Genomic DNA, 16,916 nt, shown 5'->3' on the forward strand with positions numbered 1-16,916 from the left:
GATGAAAGCTGTCATTCTGGCGGGAGGTTACGGTACGCGAATTAGTGAAGAAACTCACTTGAAACCTAAGCCAATGATTGAAATTGGTGGAATGCCAATTTTATGGCATATTATGAAAAGCTATTCGCATTATGGAATTAATGATTTTATTATATGCTTAGGCTATAAAGGGTATTTAATTAAGGAGTATTTTGCCAACTACTATTTGCACATGTCAGATATCACTTTTAACATGCGGGATAACCATACGGAAATTCATCATAATACAAGCGAACCATGGAGGGTAACACTTGTAGACACTGGACTAGAAACAATGACAGGGGGACGCTTGAAAAAAGTACAAAAGTATGTTGGTGATGAAACATTTTGTTTTACTTACGGGGATGGTGTCAGTAATGTGAATATTACTGACATAATTAATTTTCACCAATCCAGTGGAGGTAAAGCTACGTTAACTGCTGTCCAGCCACCGGGGCGTTTTGGTGCGGTGGACATTGTTAAAGATAACAGAATAATAAGCTTTGAAGAAAAACCTCATGGAGATGGTAATTGGGTGAACGGGGGTTATTTTGTTCTAGAACCTGAGGTCTTTGATCTCATTGAAGATGATGCCACAGTGTGGGAGCATGTACCTCTTGAGAAATTAGCAAGAAATAATCAGTTGTCCGCATTCAAACATGACGGTTTTTGGCAACCTATGGATACACTTAGAGATAAAGTGAAATTGGAAGAACTATGGAACTCGAAAAAAGCACCGTGGAAGGTGTGGGGATAAATGGAATATGATTTTTGGAAAACAAAAAAAGTATTGATAACAGGACATACTGGGTTTAAAGGAAGTTGGTTATCACTATGGTTACAGCATCTAGGGGCTGACGTGTATGGTTACAGTAGCTCGTCTCCAGTCAGCGACCCTAATTTATATGAAACCGCCCAGGTGTCAAAAAACATGGAATCTATATGTGGCGATATCTTGGATTCTAGTAAACTAGAGAAGGTTATTAAGAGAATTCAGCCAGATATCATATTTCATCTCGCAGCCCAATCTTTGGTGCGTGAGTCATATGCTGATCCAATAGGAACATTTTCTACGAATGTTATGGGGACCGTATTTCTATTGGAGGCTGCAAGACATGTTGACTCAGTTCGAGTTGTCATCAATGTAACAACAGATAAATGTTATGAAAATAATGGGGAATCAGCCCAAGGATTCAAAGAAACTAACTCTTTGGGAGGCCATGATCCCTACAGTGCTAGTAAGGCGTGTTCAGAAATAGTTACTTCCGCGTACGAGAAATCATTTTATTCCCATAGTGGAAAGTTACTTTCTTCTGTACGAGCAGGGAATGTTATTGGTGGCGGTGACTGGGCAGATGATCGTATCATTCCGGACATCATCCGCTCAGTGATTAATAAACAGCAATTAAAAATTAGGTATCCTCATGCGATTCGACCTTGGCAACACGTGCTGGATTGTTTGAACGGATATTTACTTTTGACTAAGAATATGTGGGAATCAGGCGGAAAATTCATAGGTGCATGGAATTTTGGTCCTGAGGATTCATCAATATGGTCAGTGGAGCAGTTAATTAAAGAATGTAATCATCACTTAGGAAATAAGTTGAACTGGTGGAGTTCTGAGTCCGAGGCGCATGTACATGAAGCTTCACGATTAGTGCTTGATATTAATAAGGCCAAAACACTGCTAAATTGGAAACCACAATTAACTATACATCAGACAATAGAATGGACTATGGGCTGGTATTTGGAGTCTATGAACAATAGTATCGCTGATATATCACTACAGCAAATTAAGAATTTCGAAAAATTAAAAGCTGTACAATTTTCTTAGTCTAAGGAGAATTAATTTAATGTCAAATGAAGTATGCCGTTGCTGTGGAAAAAATTTAAATAGTGTTTTTCTGGATTTGGGAGTGTCTCCCCTTGCTAACTCTTACGTGAAGTCAAGGAATGAAATGGAACATATGTATCCTTTACGTACTTATGTGTGCGAGAGTTGCTTTTTGGTTCAAGTTCAGGAATTTGAGTCGCCAGAACATATATTCAGTGACTATGCCTATTTCAGCAGTTTTTCAGATAGTTGGCTAACTCATTGCCATAATTATGTGGAAATGATTATGGATAGATTCAAATTTGCTATCGATACACAAGTTGTTGAAATTGCAAGCAATGATGGTTACTTACTTCAATATTTCAAAGAAAAAGGGGTTTCTGTACTAGGCATAGAACCTGCAGAAAACGTAGCAAAAGTCGCTGTTAAAAAAGGTATAGAGACGTCAGTGAATTTTTTTGGAACTGCTCTAGCAACAGAATTAAAACAAGAAGGAAAGATGGCGGACTTACTGCTGGGTAACAATGTACTTGCCCATGTCCCTGATTTAAATGATTTTGTTGCAGGGATGAAAATCATGTTAAAACCTCAAGGAACCATTACGATGGAATTTCCTCATCTACTTCAACTTATAAAGCATAATCAATTTGATACGATATATCATGAACATTATTCATATTTTTCACTTACTACAGTTATTCGACTTTTTAAAGCCCATCACTTAACTGTGTATGATGTTGACCAATTGAGTACTCATGGTGGATCTATTCGTATCTACGCAACTCATTCAGATAACCCAGACTTCGTTATTAAACCCTCAATTCACGAACTGCTTGCTAAAGAAGTTAAACTTGGGATAACAAATATTGAGATGTACAAAGGGTTTCAAACAAAAATCGTCCAGTTAAAACGTGAAATCACAAAGTTTCTTATCGAATTGAAAGAACAAGGGAAAGTTGTAGCGGGTTACGGTGCCCCAGCTAAAGGCAATACTTTACTCAACTACTGTGGTATTGATTGCGATATTATTGATTTCACTGTGGATCGAAGTCAGTATAAACAAGGTACCTTTCTGCCTGGATCACGAATCCCAGTATTCTCACCAGACAAACTAAAATTAACTCAACCAGATTTTGTGTTAATTTTACCCTGGAATTTAAAGGAAGAAATTATGGAACAAACCTCATTTATTCGCGAATGGGGCGGGAAATGGATTGTACCTGTACCGAATATACACGTTGTTGAATAAATTGAAGGGTCGTGTGGGATTTGGAGAGAGAAAAGTTTGAAATTGAGAAAAAAGAGAATATTAAACGGCAAGCTGCGGATAGAAGTTTGAGGGGGACTGCACATGATTTTATTCTCCAGCAGACAGCGCATAACTATACCTACAACTTCACATGGATGGGATTACCTATTATTCAATTTCCACAAGATGTTATAGCCCTGCAAGAAATAATTTGGAAAGTAAAACCAGATGTAATAATTGAAACAGGTATTGCACGTGGGGGATCTATTATTTTCCATTCGTCAATGCAAAGATTGATTGGCAAAGGCGGAATAGTCATAGGTATAGATATTGATATTAGATCTCATAACAAAGAAGCTATAGAGAAACATCCATTTTCGGATTGTGTCCATTTAATTGAAGGTGATTCTACTAGTGATAAGGTTATAGATCAAGTAAAAGATATTATTTCAGAACGTAAATCTGTAATGGTCATACTAGATTCTAACCATACTCACGACCATGTGCTAAAAGAACTAGAGATGTTTTCTCCATTAGTTTCCAACGGAAGCTATCTAGTAGTGTTGGATACGATTGTTGAAGATATGCCGGATCATTTTTTCAAAGACCGCCCGTGGAAAGCGGGAAACAGCCCGAAAAGTGCTGTAAGGCAATTTTTACGGGAGAACAATCGCTTCATAAACGATAAAGATCTAGAAGATAAACTTTTAATAACTGTTGCTCCTGAGGGGTATCTGAAATGTATAGCTGACTAGTGTGCATCCAAAGGAGGGTTATTTGATGAGGTTTATTGAGACGATGTTACCAGGGGCTTATCTTATAGAAATAGAGCTACTGACAGATGTGAGGGGACATTTTGCTAGGGCTTGGTGTCAAGATGAGTTTAAGTTACATGGACTTGAGAGTTCATTTGTTCAGTGCAATATCTCATATAACGAGAAAAGGGGAACTCTCCGAGGGTTACATTATCAGGTTTCGCCCTTCGAAGAAGTCAAAATAGTTCGCTGTACGAAGGGAGCTATTCATGATGTAATCGTGGATCTGAGACCAGATTCTCCAACGTACAAAGAGTCACTTTCTTTTGAATTGTCGGATGAAAATTATAAGATGCTCTACATTCCTAAAGGCTTCGCACATGGTTTTCAAACATTGTCTGATCATACGGAAGTTTTTTATCAGATGACCCAGTTTTATAAAGCGGATTATGCTTGTGGAATCAGGTGGGACGATCCTGCTTTTAATATAGAATGGCCTGAAGAAGACAAGAGAATTATGTCAGAAAAAGACCAGAATTATGATAGGTATTATTCATGAAGAAAAAAGTAATTGTGACTGGAGCAAATGGATTTATCGGGAGACATGTAGTGGATGAATTATCGATTACAGATTGTGAAATATATGCTATATCATCAAAAGTTGAAGACAAGGTAAATACTAGTAATATTACATGGTTGAAAGCTAATTTACTTGATGATAATCAAATCGAAGAAATATTCACTCGCATAAGTTCACCCACTCATCTTCTGCATTTGGCATGGGACACCACACCAAATCATTATTGGAACTCCTCATCAAATTTCAAATGGGTAAGTGCAAGTCTTTCTCTATTTGACCGTTTTCGTGTAGCTGGAGGTAAAAGGATTGTGGGAGTTGGCTCTTGCGCAGAGTATGATTTAAGTCAAGGATTATGCAAGGAATCTGAGACTCTCTTGAACTACAATACAATCTATGGGTCAAGTAAAAACTCACTACACCATATGCTAATGACATATTCACAGCACTATGAGATTTCGAGTACATGGGCACGAATTTTCTATCTATATGGTCCACGTGAACATCAATTACGGTTGGTTCCGTCGGTGATTTTATCTTTGCTGAAGGGAAAGGAAGCAAAATGTTCCCATGGACAACAGATCCGCGATTATTTGTACGTTAAAGATGCAGCCCGGGCGTTAGTGGAATTGCTAAGCAGTGAAAGTAATGGACCCGTTAATATTGGTTCTGGCAAGCCGATAAGCTTATCTGAAATTATATATAAAATTGCTGATATCCTTCAACATAGAGAATTAATTCGGTTAGGGGTAATTCCAACCTCACTTGAAGAACCTAAGGTTGTTCTGGCCGATATAACTAAGCTGAAAGAAAATACTGATTGGACTCCCTCCACGAAGATGGAAGATGGGTTATTTGAAACTGTTCAGTGGTGGAAATCTAGTCTGTTTGGAGGCAAGTAATGTTGAAAAAAAATCATTGTCCGATATGTCAGTCATCTAATATAAGTGACATACTAAAACGTAGTAATATTCCAGTGTACCAAAATATCCTAATTAATAGTTTTGAGGCTGCAAGACAAATTCCGAGGGGGGATTTGGAGATTTTGGAGTGCATGGAATGTGGTTTTGTTTATAATAGCGTTTTTGATACTAATAAAGTTGTTTATAGTAGCGATTACGAAAATACACAGTCCTATTCGACATACTTTAATAGTTATTTAGATGATTTGGTAGATACTCTTGTGAACCAAAAAGGTGTCAGTAATCTCAATGTAGTAGAAGTTGGGTGTGGAAAAGGCGGATTCTTAAGAAAAGTAGTTGAGGCTGGAAATAATTACGGATTTGGGTTTGACCCAAGTTATATTGGACCAGAAGTAGATTACGGTGGGAGATTGAGATTTGAAAAGAAGCTCTACAATGAAGATAGTGTTGATATTAAAGCGGATGTAGTTCTTTGCCGACATGTTATTGAACATATTCCTGACCCTGTTATGTTACTTAAATCGATCAAAAAAGCATTAGTACATTCTCCCCAAGCGAGAGTGTTTTTCGAAACGCCTTGTGTTGATTGGATTTTTGAAAATAAAGTTATGTTTGATTTTTTCTATGAGCATTGTTCATATTTTAATGAAAAATCTATTTCTAAAGCATTTGAGCTCGCGGGGTTTGAGGTTATAAGTGTAGATCGTATATTTAATGGTCAGTATATGTGGTTAGAAGCAAAATCAACAGAATTAGATGGAGAATCGAAAGACAAGTCATATGTACATTATGCTGATTCAAGTAGTATTGGGTTTTCCGAAAATGAATTTGAGTGGAAACGTAGAACAATGGAACAGATTTCTATGTACTCAGAATATGGGAGAACTGCTATTTGGGGGGCAGGGGCTAAGGGAGTAACATTCTTGAATTTAATCGATCCAGAGATGAAGTATATTGATTGTGTAATAGATGTGAACCCTAACAAGGTAGGTAAGTATTTACCTGGAACTGGTCATGAAATAGTTGGAATTGAAAGTTTAAAGAGGAAAGATTTAGCAACGATTATTATAACGAATTCAAATTATCTGAATGAAATCAAAGCAATAGTTGAATTTAAAAAACTTGATATTAATCTTGTTGATCTTGAAATGTGGTGTACTCAGCAAGAATAAATAGCTTTTATGCAGTATCAATAAGAAATGATTTGTCTATAAGAAAGTGTCAAAAAGAATGATTGCTGTATTCAATTTGAATCCTCACTAACCGATAAATATAATAAATAATTCCATCGGGGGATGAACGATGAATATACAGTTTTCACTTTCTACCAATACTGCCAATAGCACATCGGTTACAAATGGCTCTCAAGGTGAATCCCGTGGCAAACATGACAGCGCTCTGTTACAAGCTGTTAGAAGCGGGACAGAGTTATCCAAGCTTGAACGGCAAGGTGTTAACATTCCATTTGGAGACGAGCAACTTATTAAAGCAATAGACAGAGCAGTTAAAGCTCTGGCAGGCCCTACGACAACTCTGGAAATGAGCGTCCATGAGAAGAGCCGCCAGATTTTAGTCAAAGTGCTCAATAAGGAGACAGGTGAACTGATTCGTGAAATTCCTCCAGAGAAAACACTTGACTTGGTAGCCAAGATGATGGAAATAGCGGGGATTATAGTCGATGAAAAAGTATAAGGAGGTTGGATTAGATGAGCATGCGTATTAATGGTTTTTCAGGAATGGATATCGACAGTATGGTTAAATCAATGATGACAGTGAAGAGAGTTCCACTGGATAAGTTGAATCAACAAAAACAAATTCTTGAATGGACACGTGATAGCTATCGAGAGATAAATAGCAAAATTGTTCAGTTAAGTGATAAGCTGCAGAAAATGAGTTTTTCTGATGCTACAAATACTCAAAAATCAACAGTAAGTGGTAATACAACAGCAGTAAGAGCGGAAGCAACAGCTGAGGCGAGCTCGATTCCTTTTTCAATTACTGAGATTAAGCTGGCCAAGCAAGCTCAGATGCAAAATAACTCTAAACTGGAAATCGCTAATCAGCCCACCGCGAAGGTTACGCTTGATACAACTTTAGCAGATTTGACAGGGACAGGCGCTCCCTCATACGATTTGAATATTAATGATAAGTCTATAACTTTTCTTAGTACAGATTCTTTATCTGTTGTTATTGCACGCATTAATTCAAGTATACCAACGGTAACGGCAAGTTTTGATGAAATTAGCGGGAAGTTTTCAATAACTTCAAAAGAACATGGGAAAGCTATCACAGATACGGGGACAGGTGGTGCTCAGCAATCTAGCTCACTGAATACTGCTCTAGGATTAACGTATGCGCCTCCTCAAGCTGGTGAAGTGTCAATATCAAACGGTACAGATTCTGTAAAATACACCCTAACTGATAATAAGTTGAAAATAAACGGTATTAACTTGACGTTTTTAGAAGAAACGACTGCAACTAATCCTACCAAAATTACAACGCAGTCTGACCCGACCAAGGCTGTAGAAACTATAAAATCTTTCGTGGACACATACAATGAATTACTTGGATTGTTAAATGGAAAAATCTCAGAGCAAAAGTTTCGTGATTTTCAACCTTTAACAGCTGATCAAAAGAAAGATATGAAAGAAGATGACATTAAAAATTGGGATGAAAAAGCCAAAAGTGGGCTCTTAAAAAATGATTCTATTCTTAGTGCGGCTGTTAACTCAATGAGGACGGTTGTTACAGGGAACTTGAAAATGTTAAGTGAAGTAGGAATTACAACTGGACAGTATTATGAAAAAGGTAAGCTGCAGATTGATGAGAGTAAACTTAAGGATGTTCTTACGACTAACCCTGACAAAGTTCTCAATATATTTCGTGGTTCAGTTTCAGACGTAAACAGTAAACCTCTGTTTAGTGAGATGCGTGGTGAACTTAATTCTACGTTAGACATGCTCGTAAAAAAAGTGGGTACATCGAAATTGGATTCTAATGCTAGTATGACACTGAAAACAGAAAGTATTATGGGTGAGCAATTAAAGCAGTACAATAAGAGAGCATCCGAGATGGAACGAAAAGTTTCTACTTGGGAAACACGCTATTATAAGCAGTTTGCTGCTATGGAGAAAGCAATGAGTCAACTTCAATCGCAGTCTTCTAGTATGGCAAGTTATTTTCAATAATTAATGAGGAGGAATAAATTAATATGATATCATCTCCTTACGAGAAATATAAGCAGTCCTCGGTACAAACCTCTACTCCTGGTCAATTAGTGATCATGTTGTATGATGGGGCGATTCGATTTACGAAAACGGGTCTGGAAGGTATTGAAGCAAGGGACTACTCCAAAGCGAATGTAAACCTTGGCAAAGCTCAAACTATTATCAGTGAGTTGATGTCTACCTTAAACCAATCCTATCCTGTGGCTAAAACTTTGTTCTCGCTCTATGAATACATGAACTATTTACTAATTCAAGCTAATATAAAAAAAGATTCCAAATATGGAGAAGAAGTATTGGGGTACTTGCAGGAACTGCGGGAAACATGGGCAGCTGCTAGTAAACAAGTGGCGGGAACTATACCAAATGATTAGTGAAATTCAGTCAGAGTTGGATATGCTTCTCCACCAACTATTAAATATAACGCTGAATTTTACAGATGAATTGGAAACTAAGGATTCTGAAGATATTGAAAATTTCGTTAGTGAACGACAGGATTTAGTGCAACAATTACAGGGGATTATGGATGTTCAAAAAATGAATAGTTTGCAAAAAGAAGAACTGAAGCGTATTTTGTCGTATGACCTCATGATACAGGAACGTATATTATTGATCAAAAATGAAGCACAAGAATGGTTACTACAGCGAAATTTAGCAAAAACACAACGTAGTTTATATGAAACCAAGTATGTATCTGAAAGTTATCTTATGGATAAACGGAAGTAGATGAAATAAAGTTGAAGACCTGTACTCAGTACGGGTCTTTTCGTTCATAAAACCTCCTAACGTATCTATTCTTTAACACATCAAAAATAGACTCACCAACCCTCCAATTACCTGATATATTCAAGTTATCCCACCTTTCAACACAATCCCCAATTAATCTACAAAAAATTCCAAGAAAACATTTACTTTTCCAATTGACAATGGATAACTTTGGATGGTATTATCTGAATTGTGGGCAGAGGTTAAGGCCGAAAGCTTCACTTCATTTGATGACGAAGGGAATGTTAGTGCATGCAAGGTAAAGTAAAATGGTTCAACGCAGAAAAAGGTTACGGTTTCATTGAGACTGAAGATGGCGGCGACGTATTCGTACATTTCTCCGCAATTCAATCCGAAGGATTCAAAACTTTGGAAGAAGGTCAATCCGTAGAATTCGACATCGTCGAAGGCGCGCGTGGACCGCAAGCAGCTAACGTAATCAAATTATAATCATCCGGACAATCCGACCTACATATATGGTTAGATGGTTACCAAATTGAATTATCGCTAGCATCAGACTCCGGTACTTTCCGGGGTCTTTTTTTGTTTCAATAGATTCGAGATTTGAGGAGCATCCGAGGTACATTATTCCTATGAATCTGTTAGATTAAAGAGATAGATTGAAGTTCATTTTACATATTAGATTGAGCAGGCTCAAAATGGGTTAATTACATCATCAAGCGCCTAATAATTCATACCAAGTAAATATTCGATTATGGCTGAATATGATGAAATATCGCGAAATATGGCGTTATGCCTACGTTGGCAGATGTGGCTTGAACAGATGTCATTATTCGGTCACCGGGAGTTTTTACATGGCGCTTACATTCGTGTTATAATGAAGTGGCAAAGGAAAAAGGAGGAGTGCCCTATGAATTTAAGTATTCGAGGTCAACAAATCGAGGTTACTGATGCTTTGAAGGATTATGTCGACAAAAAGTTGAGTAGACTCGAGAAGTATTTCGATGCACCCCTTAACTCTGACGGTGCTGTTACATTGAGCACGACGAGAGGTTTGCATACGGTAGAGGTGACGATCCCTTTGAAAGGCATTGTGCTCCGCGCTGAGGATGAGAGCGACGATATGTACGCATCCATTGACTCCGTGGTGGACAAGCTGGAACGTCAGATCCGCAAACACAAAACAAAAATTAACCGTAAGTTCCGCCAGGAAGGCAGCCTGAAAACACTCTTCGTTGAAGATCCAACAGGTACTGTAGCTACAGCTGAACTGGATGCGGACACGGATGACGATGATCTGGAAGTTGTACGGACGAAACGCTTTATGTTGAAACCAATGGACGTGGAAGAGGCCATCCTCCAAATGAACATGGTTGGTCACAATTTCTTCGTATTCTCCAACATTGACAGTGAAGAAGTTAGCGTTGTTTACAAACGGAACGATGGTAAGTACGGATTGATCGAACAAGGTTAATCTTAACGTACAGGATCACCGGAACAAACATGCGTATGAATATCTAATAATAATGAAGACAGGGACTATTGTTTCCTGGATTAGATTTATCAAGAGCTTCCATCCCTTAGGGGATGGGGCTCTTTTGTGCGTAGAGGAGCTGGGAAATGACCTTTGGAAATAAAATGGTGAAACTATTCCCTATGCTGCTGCGTCTAATAGATAGTATGAAGAATCACAATCGGTACAACTTTACCACCAGATTCCGATGCTTACGGAAATATTCGTACGCCTACATTCGAGAACTGGATATTGAGATTTCCATCCAAATTTACCATCAAAATTCGTTGACAGGGCTGTCTATCCTGCAAAACGAAACATGACAATCGAACGCTTCCGCTAACGACTATGATTTTTTGCACTTAAACTCCATTTGATATGGCTCAGAAGTTCAAAGAAGTGTGCCGTGGCGTGTTGCGGCGGCCCTTACAAACTGTTACAATTTATGCAAAGAGAATCATTGTCCTGATGAGGAATTGTCAACGAATGATCGCTAATCATAATCAATGACAGGCACAGCACCATGAACATGATTCGCAAGGCTCGGGCTTCGGCTAGTCTTTAATAACCGAATCCGTTTGAATACCGAATCAGCTTCATGAGAAACCCTTGGCAAGCCTGGAGTTGATTCATCCATATTACTTTTTATATTGTTTGTCACCCCCGGGCAAGTGGATGCAACATCCATCCGATGGTGTCGCGTGGCGGCAACAGGGGGTCTATTCTGTTTTGCACGAAAGGGGTATACCATGCTAGGACTTGTCAAAAAGATCTTCGGCGACATGAATGAACGTGATGTTAAACGTCTGATGAAGACGGTCGATGTGATCAATAAACTGGAACCACAATTTCAGGCGTTGTCTGATGAACAACTGAAAGGTAAAACGGACGAATACCGTGCTCGTATTGAAAAGGGAGAAACAACAGATGAGCTTCTTCCAGAGGCATTTGCAACCGTACGTGAGGCATCACGCCGTGTACTGGGCAAACGTCACTACGATGTACAGATGCTGGGCGGTATCGCTCTGCATGAAGGCCGTATTTCCGAGATGAAAACGGGTGAAGGTAAAACGCTGGTAGGAACACTTCCGGTATATCTGAACGCATTGATGTCCAAAGGTGTACACGTGGTTACGGTCAATGACTATTTGGCACAGCGGGATAGCCAGGAAATGGGACAAATCTATGAGTTCATGGGCATGACGGTAGGGGTTAACCTGAGCGGGATGGATCATGCCTTGAAACAACATGCATATGCATGTGATATTACGTACGGAACGAACAACGAGTTTGGTTTTGACTATCTGCGTGACAACATGGTGCTGTACAAAGAGCAAATGGTACAACGTCCATTGTTCTTCTGTATCATTGATGAAGTAGACTCCATCCTGGTCGATGAGGCGCGTACGCCACTCATTATCTCTGGACAAGCTCAGAAGTCGACGGATATGTACTATGCAGCAGATCGTTTTGTGAAACGTTTGGTGCCGGAAGAAGACTTTACGGTAGACATTAAGGTGAAATCCGTAGCGTTGACTGAGGCGGGCGTGGCAAAAGCAGAGAAAGCATTTGGTATCGAGAACTTGTATGATCATGCCAATGTAACTCTCAACCATCACATTGTACAGGGCTTGAAAGCTAATGCAATCATGCGTCGTGACGTGGATTATGTGGTCAGTGATGAGGAAGTTATGATCGTTGATGAATTCACAGGTCGTCTGATGTCCGGACGTCGTTACAGTGATGGATTGCACCAGGCGATTGAAGCCAAAGAAGGCATTGAAGTACAAAACGAGAGCATGACGCTTGCTACGATTACCTTCCAGAACTATTTCCGGATGTACCGTAAACTTGCGGGTATGACGGGTACAGCGAAAACCGAGGAAGAAGAGTTTAAAAAAATCTACGGTCTCGAAGTATTGCAAATTCCAACCAACCGCCCAAACAAGCGGGATGACATGGCAGATGTCGTGTATAAGAGCATCGATGGCAAGTTCAATGCCGTCGTAGAAGAGATCGTGGCACGCCACAGTAAGAATCAACCGATTCTGGTAGGTACAGTGTCCATTGAGAACTCTGAACGCCTGTCTGACATGCTTAAGCGCCGTGGTGTCAAACACCAGGTACTGAACGCCAAGTACCACGCGGAAGAAGCAGAGATCATCTCAGGAGCTGGTCAAGCGGGTGCAGTAACGATTGCAACCAACATGGCAGGACGGGGTACAGATATTATCTTGGGTGATGGTGTAGCTGAAGTAGGCGGCCTTCATATCATCGGTACAGAGCGTCACGAATCACGCCGGATTGATAATCAGCTGCGTGGTCGTGCGGGACGTCAAGGTGACCCGGGTTCAACACAATTCTACCTGTCACTGGGTGATGAATTGATGAGACGTTTCGGTGCAGATAATGTATTGAACATGATGGAGCGCCTTGGTTTTGAAGAAGACCAACCGATCGAGAGCCGGATGATTACCCGAGCAGTAGAATCAGCGCAGAAGCGTGTTGAAGGTAACAACTTTGACGTGCGTAAAGTCGTTCTCCAATATGATGATGTCATGAACCAACAACGTGAAATTATATATAAACAGCGCCGCGAGGTACTGGAGTCCGAAAATATCAAACAAATCGTTATGGATATGATCAAACCTTCCATTGAACGTATCGTTGAAGCACATTGTAGTGACGATATCCCGGAAAACTGGGAGCTTCAGGAAGTTGCTGATTACATGAACAGCAAATTGCTGGACGATGGTTCCATAACAAAAGATGATCTGTGGGGTAAGGAAGCAGAAGAGATCATCGAGTTCCTGTTCACGAAAGTTCAGAACAAGTACAATGCACGTGAAGAGCGAATTGGCGAAGAGATGGTTCGTGAGTTCGAGAAAGTGGTTGTGCTCCGTGCAGTAGACAGCAAGTGGATGGATCATATCGATGCAATGGATCAATTGCGTCAAGGTATCCACCTTCGTGCCTACGGTGGTACAGATCCACTGCGTGAATACCAGTTCGAAGGCTTCGAGATGTTCCATCAAATGATCGCTTCGATTCAAGAAGAAGTAGCGACTTATGTGATGAGAGCACAGATCGAGAGCAATCAGGAGCGTCAAGCGGTTGTTGAGGAAAGTCAGATCTCGACAAGCGGTGAACCTGCTGAGAAACGTCCTGTGAAGGTTTCTGACCAAATCGGACGTAACGATCCATGCCCATGCGGTAGTGGCAAGAAGTTCAAACACTGTCATGGTCAAGAGTAGTACAATGGTTTTTATATACACTCTATAGTGTAATAAGTTGAACCTTGATTTTACACCATAACGGAGAGTGCAGAAGCAATCTGAAGAAGCGGAGCGTTCGCCTTTATCCCCGGATTTTACCCTTTTGTAAGGGGATTAAGAAAATCTGGGGATAAAGGCGATCGGAAGATGCTACTGCAATCGGAGTAACAGGTGTAACATGAATGAGGTCAACTTAGATAGCATGACATGAATGGCTCCTTGCAGCCGGGTATTCCATAGGATGAAGTGAAGGATGCAAAACCGATTAATGGTGCATAGTTATAATAATAAGACCATGATCACGGGGAAGAGGTATACTGATACAACAGTAGTCTCAACACCAGGGTGACGCATCGGAAACTTGATCTGGAGGAATGCCCTGGATGCGGGGAGCTTATCTTAATGAAAAGAGGAATTGCACATGATCGATCCAAACGTGAAGCATGACCTGCGTGAAATAGGCAAGAAACTAACCAACCTTAGGGGGTCTCTTTGACTTAGATCTGAAACAAGAGATGATCGGCAACTTCGAAGTGAAGATGTCTGCCCCCGATTTCTGGGACGATAGTGACAAGGCGCAATCCGTAATCGCTGAGCTAAATGCGGTGAAGGGATCTGTGGATCAATACACCAAACTCCAACAGGATTATGATGATGCGGTGATGATGGTAGAACTGGCTGACGAGGAAGGCGACGAAGACCTCGCTGCAGAGATCGGTAGAAGCGTCACGGCGATCGTGAGCAAGGTGGCAGAGTTCGAACTTCAGCTGCTCCTGAACCAGCCGTATGATAAGATGGATGCCATTCTAGAGCTTCATCCAGGGGCAGGTGGTACCGAGTCACAGGACTGGGGACAGATGTTACTCCGGATGTACACACGTTGGTCCGAGAAGCGTGGCTTCAAGGTTGAGGTTCTGGATTATCTTCCAGGAGATGAGGCGGGGATCAAGAGCGTCACGCTATCGATCAAGGGGCACAATGCTTATGGTTATCTGAAAGCCGAGAAGGGTGTACACCGACTGGTGCGGATCTCTCCTTTTGACTCATCGGGCCGTAGGCATACTTCCTTCGTATCATGTGATGTGGTTCCTGAGATTGATGATACGATTGAATTGGACATTCGAACAGAGGATCTCAAGATTGACACCTACCGTGCGAGTGGCGCGGGTGGACAGCATATCAATACCACCGACTCAGCCGTGCGGATTACCCATCTTCCGACAGGTGTAGTTGTAACGTGTCAGAATGAACGTTCACAGATCAAGAACCGTGAGCGGGCGATGAAGATGCTTCGTTCGAAATTGTATGAGCGTAAAATTGAAGAGCAAAAACAACAGCTGGATGAAATCCGAGGAGATCAGTCGGATATTTCATGGGGTAGCCAGATTCGCTCCTATGTGTTCCATCCCTATAGTATGGTAAAGGATCACCGTACAAGCGTAGAGACAGGAAATACAGGAGCAGTAATGGACGGCGACCTCGATGCATTCATCGATGGTTATTTGCGTAGCCAGATTAAAGTAGAAACCGATTAATATAAGTTCCTGTATGGACCCATACGTGTAGGCGTATGCTGGTGTATACGGGAGCTTTTTTTTGAATAATTTTATAGGATAGAAAAAATGAGCGAACAACTGATCAGTCACATAAAAGGAGAGCACGAGAACATGCAACAACGATCACAACTTCACAATAATCGCAAAAAGAGGATAACTAGCCTCATTCCACTCAATGGTCCATGGAGAAACGTCGTGGATACGGTATCTATCATTGTAGGTTCGTTTTTAATTGCAGTGGCCTTTAATTTATTTTTATTACCAAATCAGATCGCTTCGGGTGGGGTGTCCGGGTTATCAATTCTGGGCAAGGAGTGGCTTAATTGGGAGCCGGCATATACCCAGTGGGCGATTAACATCCCACTCCTGATCGCTGGTTTCCTGCTTATTGGTAAGCAGTATGGGATTCGTTCAGTACTGGGCAGTATTGTCCTGCCACTGTTAGTTTATCTCACGAAGGATTGGGCCATTCCAACAACGAATCCGCTACTTGGTTCACTGTATGGTGGGATTGGTGTTGGTTTAGGGATTGGAATTGTATACCGAGGTAGAGGATCAACAGGTGGCATGAGCATTCTTGCCAGAATCGTACAGAAATACAGCGGACTGAGTTATTCTCTTTGTGTCGTAATTATGGATGCTACCGTTATTATTATGGCTGCATTTGTTTTGTCATTGGAACAGTCTCTCTATGCGCTAATTGGGTTGTATGTTACCGGTAAAGTGATCGATGCCGTTGAGATGGGCCTAGGCTTTTCCAAGGTGGCTTATATTATCTCCAACCAGACCGAAGCGATTAGCAAAGTGATTCTGGATGATCTGGATCGCGGATTAACAAAGCTGGAAGCCAAAGGTGGTTACACCGATGATCAACGAACAGTACTAATGGTCGTGGTTGGACAAAATGAGGTACCAAGACTCAAAGCATTAATCCGGTCTGTGGACCCTGGAGCTTTTGTCATTATCAGTAACGCGCATGAAGTGCTTGGTGAAGGTTTTAAGCGGGGAGAGCATGTGTGAACTGGTTGAAAATATAATGAGTGAGCCAATATAGGCTCATAAGTTTGAAAATTTAAGAAAAAAAGCAGGTACGCCCTCCTCTGAGATAACGGAGAGGGAGTACCTGCTTTTCTATTATTAAAAGTTCAACTTAACATTTCACATAACGGAGAGGACAGAAATATCCTGAAGAAGTGGAACGTTCGCCTTTATCCCCGGATTTTCCCCTTTAGAATAGGGAATCAAAAAAATCTGGGGATAACAGCG

The 16,916-nt window shown here is 40.7% G+C and carries 16 protein-coding genes; all 16 read left to right on the forward strand.

Features of this window, described 5'->3' with window-relative positions:
• Position 1: 1 nt before the first annotated feature.
• On the forward strand, positions 2–775 hold the full coding sequence (rfbF, locus tag ACE04G_RS02470) for a glucose-1-phosphate cytidylyltransferase (RefSeq protein WP_100528430.1): 774 nt from the start codon (positions 2–4) through the stop codon (positions 773–775).
• Positions 776–1,852, forward strand: a complete 1,077-nt coding sequence (gene rfbG / locus ACE04G_RS02475; protein WP_449003776.1) for a CDP-glucose 4,6-dehydratase — start codon at positions 776–778, stop codon at positions 1,850–1,852. It abuts the gene before it with no gap.
• A gap of 19 nt (positions 1,853–1,871) precedes the next feature.
• On the forward strand, positions 1,872–3,101 hold the full coding sequence (locus ACE04G_RS02480) for a class I SAM-dependent methyltransferase (protein WP_221823977.1): 1,230 nt from the start codon (positions 1,872–1,874) through the stop codon (positions 3,099–3,101).
• Positions 3,102–3,112: 11 nt separating this feature from the next.
• A complete protein-coding gene (locus ACE04G_RS02485; protein ID WP_313771499.1) occupies positions 3,113–3,856 on the forward strand; it encodes a cephalosporin hydroxylase family protein in 744 nt (247 codons plus the stop codon).
• 25 nt (positions 3,857–3,881) lie between these two features.
• The gene (gene rfbC / locus ACE04G_RS02490) at positions 3,882–4,415 is read left to right on the forward strand and encodes a dTDP-4-dehydrorhamnose 3,5-epimerase (RefSeq protein ID WP_339305870.1); all 534 of its coding nucleotides are present in this window, start codon (positions 3,882–3,884) and stop codon (positions 4,413–4,415) included.
• Positions 4,412–5,335: an NAD-dependent epimerase/dehydratase family protein gene (locus ACE04G_RS02495; protein WP_221823984.1), complete on the forward strand. Its 924-nt coding sequence runs from the start codon at positions 4,412–4,414 to the stop codon at positions 5,333–5,335. The genes rfbC and ACE04G_RS02495 overlap by 4 nt, the downstream gene beginning before the upstream one ends.
• A complete protein-coding gene (locus ACE04G_RS02500; RefSeq protein ID WP_221823986.1) occupies positions 5,335–6,528 on the forward strand; it encodes a class I SAM-dependent methyltransferase in 1,194 nt (397 codons plus the stop codon). Before ACE04G_RS02495 ends, ACE04G_RS02500 begins: the two co-directional genes overlap by 1 nt.
• A gap of 130 nt (positions 6,529–6,658) precedes the next feature.
• Entirely contained in the window at positions 6,659–7,048 is a 390-nt protein-coding gene (locus ACE04G_RS02505) for a flagellar protein FlaG (protein ID WP_221823988.1), read from the forward strand.
• Between the two features lie 14 nt (positions 7,049–7,062).
• Complete coding sequence (gene fliD / locus ACE04G_RS02510) at positions 7,063–8,544, forward strand: flagellar filament capping protein FliD (protein ID WP_243391393.1); 1,482 nt, start codon at positions 7,063–7,065, stop codon at positions 8,542–8,544.
• A 23-nt stretch (positions 8,545–8,567) separates the two neighbouring features.
• Positions 8,568–8,954 carry a flagellar export chaperone FliS gene (gene fliS / locus ACE04G_RS02515; protein WP_221823990.1) on the forward strand — a complete coding sequence of 129 codons (387 nt, stop codon included), beginning with the start codon at positions 8,568–8,570 and terminating at the stop codon, positions 8,952–8,954.
• Positions 8,947–9,306 (forward strand): hypothetical protein, encoded by a 360-nt coding sequence (locus tag ACE04G_RS02520; protein WP_221823992.1) that lies wholly within the window; start codon positions 8,947–8,949, stop codon positions 9,304–9,306. The genes fliS and ACE04G_RS02520 overlap by 8 nt, the downstream gene beginning before the upstream one ends.
• Positions 9,307–9,597: 291 nt before the next feature.
• Positions 9,598–9,795, forward strand: a complete 198-nt coding sequence (locus tag ACE04G_RS02525; RefSeq protein WP_024631599.1) for a cold shock domain-containing protein — start codon at positions 9,598–9,600, stop codon at positions 9,793–9,795.
• Positions 9,796–10,216: 421 nt separating this feature from the next.
• Positions 10,217–10,780, forward strand: a complete 564-nt coding sequence (gene hpf, locus ACE04G_RS02530) for a ribosome hibernation-promoting factor, HPF/YfiA family (protein ID WP_047840659.1) — start codon at positions 10,217–10,219, stop codon at positions 10,778–10,780.
• Between the two features lie 788 nt (positions 10,781–11,568).
• Entirely contained in the window at positions 11,569–14,073 is a 2,505-nt protein-coding gene (gene secA / locus ACE04G_RS02535; protein ID WP_036667733.1) for a preprotein translocase subunit SecA, read from the forward strand.
• Between the two features lie 442 nt (positions 14,074–14,515).
• A protein-coding gene (prfB, locus tag ACE04G_RS02540) for a peptide chain release factor 2 (RefSeq protein WP_101313559.1) occupies positions 14,516–15,629 on the forward strand; the annotation gives its coding sequence in 2 pieces (ribosomal slippage) (positions 14,516–14,587 and positions 14,589–15,629; 1,113 coding nt in all).
• 132 nt (positions 15,630–15,761) lie between these two features.
• On the forward strand, positions 15,762–16,670 hold the full coding sequence (locus ACE04G_RS02545) for a YitT family protein (RefSeq protein WP_169479738.1): 909 nt from the start codon (positions 15,762–15,764) through the stop codon (positions 16,668–16,670).
• Positions 16,671–16,916: the final 246 nt, after the last annotated feature.

The organism is Paenibacillus sp. AGC31 (assembly GCF_057334655.1).

Excerpts from the sequence above, each read along its gene's own strand:
- rfbF (WP_100528430.1), top strand. The coding sequence starts at position 2 with ATGAAAGCTGTCATTCTGGCGGGAGGTTACGGTACGCGAATTAGTGAA.
- rfbG (WP_449003776.1), top strand. The coding sequence starts at position 776 with ATGGAATATGATTTTTGGAAAACAAAAAAAGTATTGATAACAGGACAT.
- ACE04G_RS02480 (WP_221823977.1), top strand. The coding sequence starts at position 1,872 with ATGTCAAATGAAGTATGCCGTTGCTGTGGAAAAAATTTAAATAGTGTT.
- rfbC (WP_339305870.1), top strand. The coding sequence starts at position 3,882 with ATGAGGTTTATTGAGACGATGTTACCAGGGGCTTATCTTATAGAAATA.
- ACE04G_RS02495 (WP_221823984.1), top strand. The coding sequence starts at position 4,412 with ATGAAGAAAAAAGTAATTGTGACTGGAGCAAATGGATTTATCGGGAGA.
- ACE04G_RS02500 (WP_221823986.1), top strand. The coding sequence starts at position 5,335 with ATGTTGAAAAAAAATCATTGTCCGATATGTCAGTCATCTAATATAAGT.
- ACE04G_RS02505 (WP_221823988.1), top strand. The coding sequence starts at position 6,659 with ATGAATATACAGTTTTCACTTTCTACCAATACTGCCAATAGCACATCG.
- fliD (WP_243391393.1), top strand. The coding sequence starts at position 7,063 with ATGAGCATGCGTATTAATGGTTTTTCAGGAATGGATATCGACAGTATG.
- fliS (WP_221823990.1), top strand. The coding sequence starts at position 8,568 with ATGATATCATCTCCTTACGAGAAATATAAGCAGTCCTCGGTACAAACC.
- ACE04G_RS02520 (WP_221823992.1), top strand. The coding sequence starts at position 8,947 with ATGATTAGTGAAATTCAGTCAGAGTTGGATATGCTTCTCCACCAACTA.
- ACE04G_RS02525 (WP_024631599.1), top strand. The coding sequence starts at position 9,598 with ATGCAAGGTAAAGTAAAATGGTTCAACGCAGAAAAAGGTTACGGTTTC.
- hpf (WP_047840659.1), top strand. The coding sequence starts at position 10,217 with ATGAATTTAAGTATTCGAGGTCAACAAATCGAGGTTACTGATGCTTTG.
- secA (WP_036667733.1), top strand. The coding sequence starts at position 11,569 with ATGCTAGGACTTGTCAAAAAGATCTTCGGCGACATGAATGAACGTGAT.
- ACE04G_RS02545 (WP_169479738.1), top strand. The coding sequence starts at position 15,762 with ATGCAACAACGATCACAACTTCACAATAATCGCAAAAAGAGGATAACT.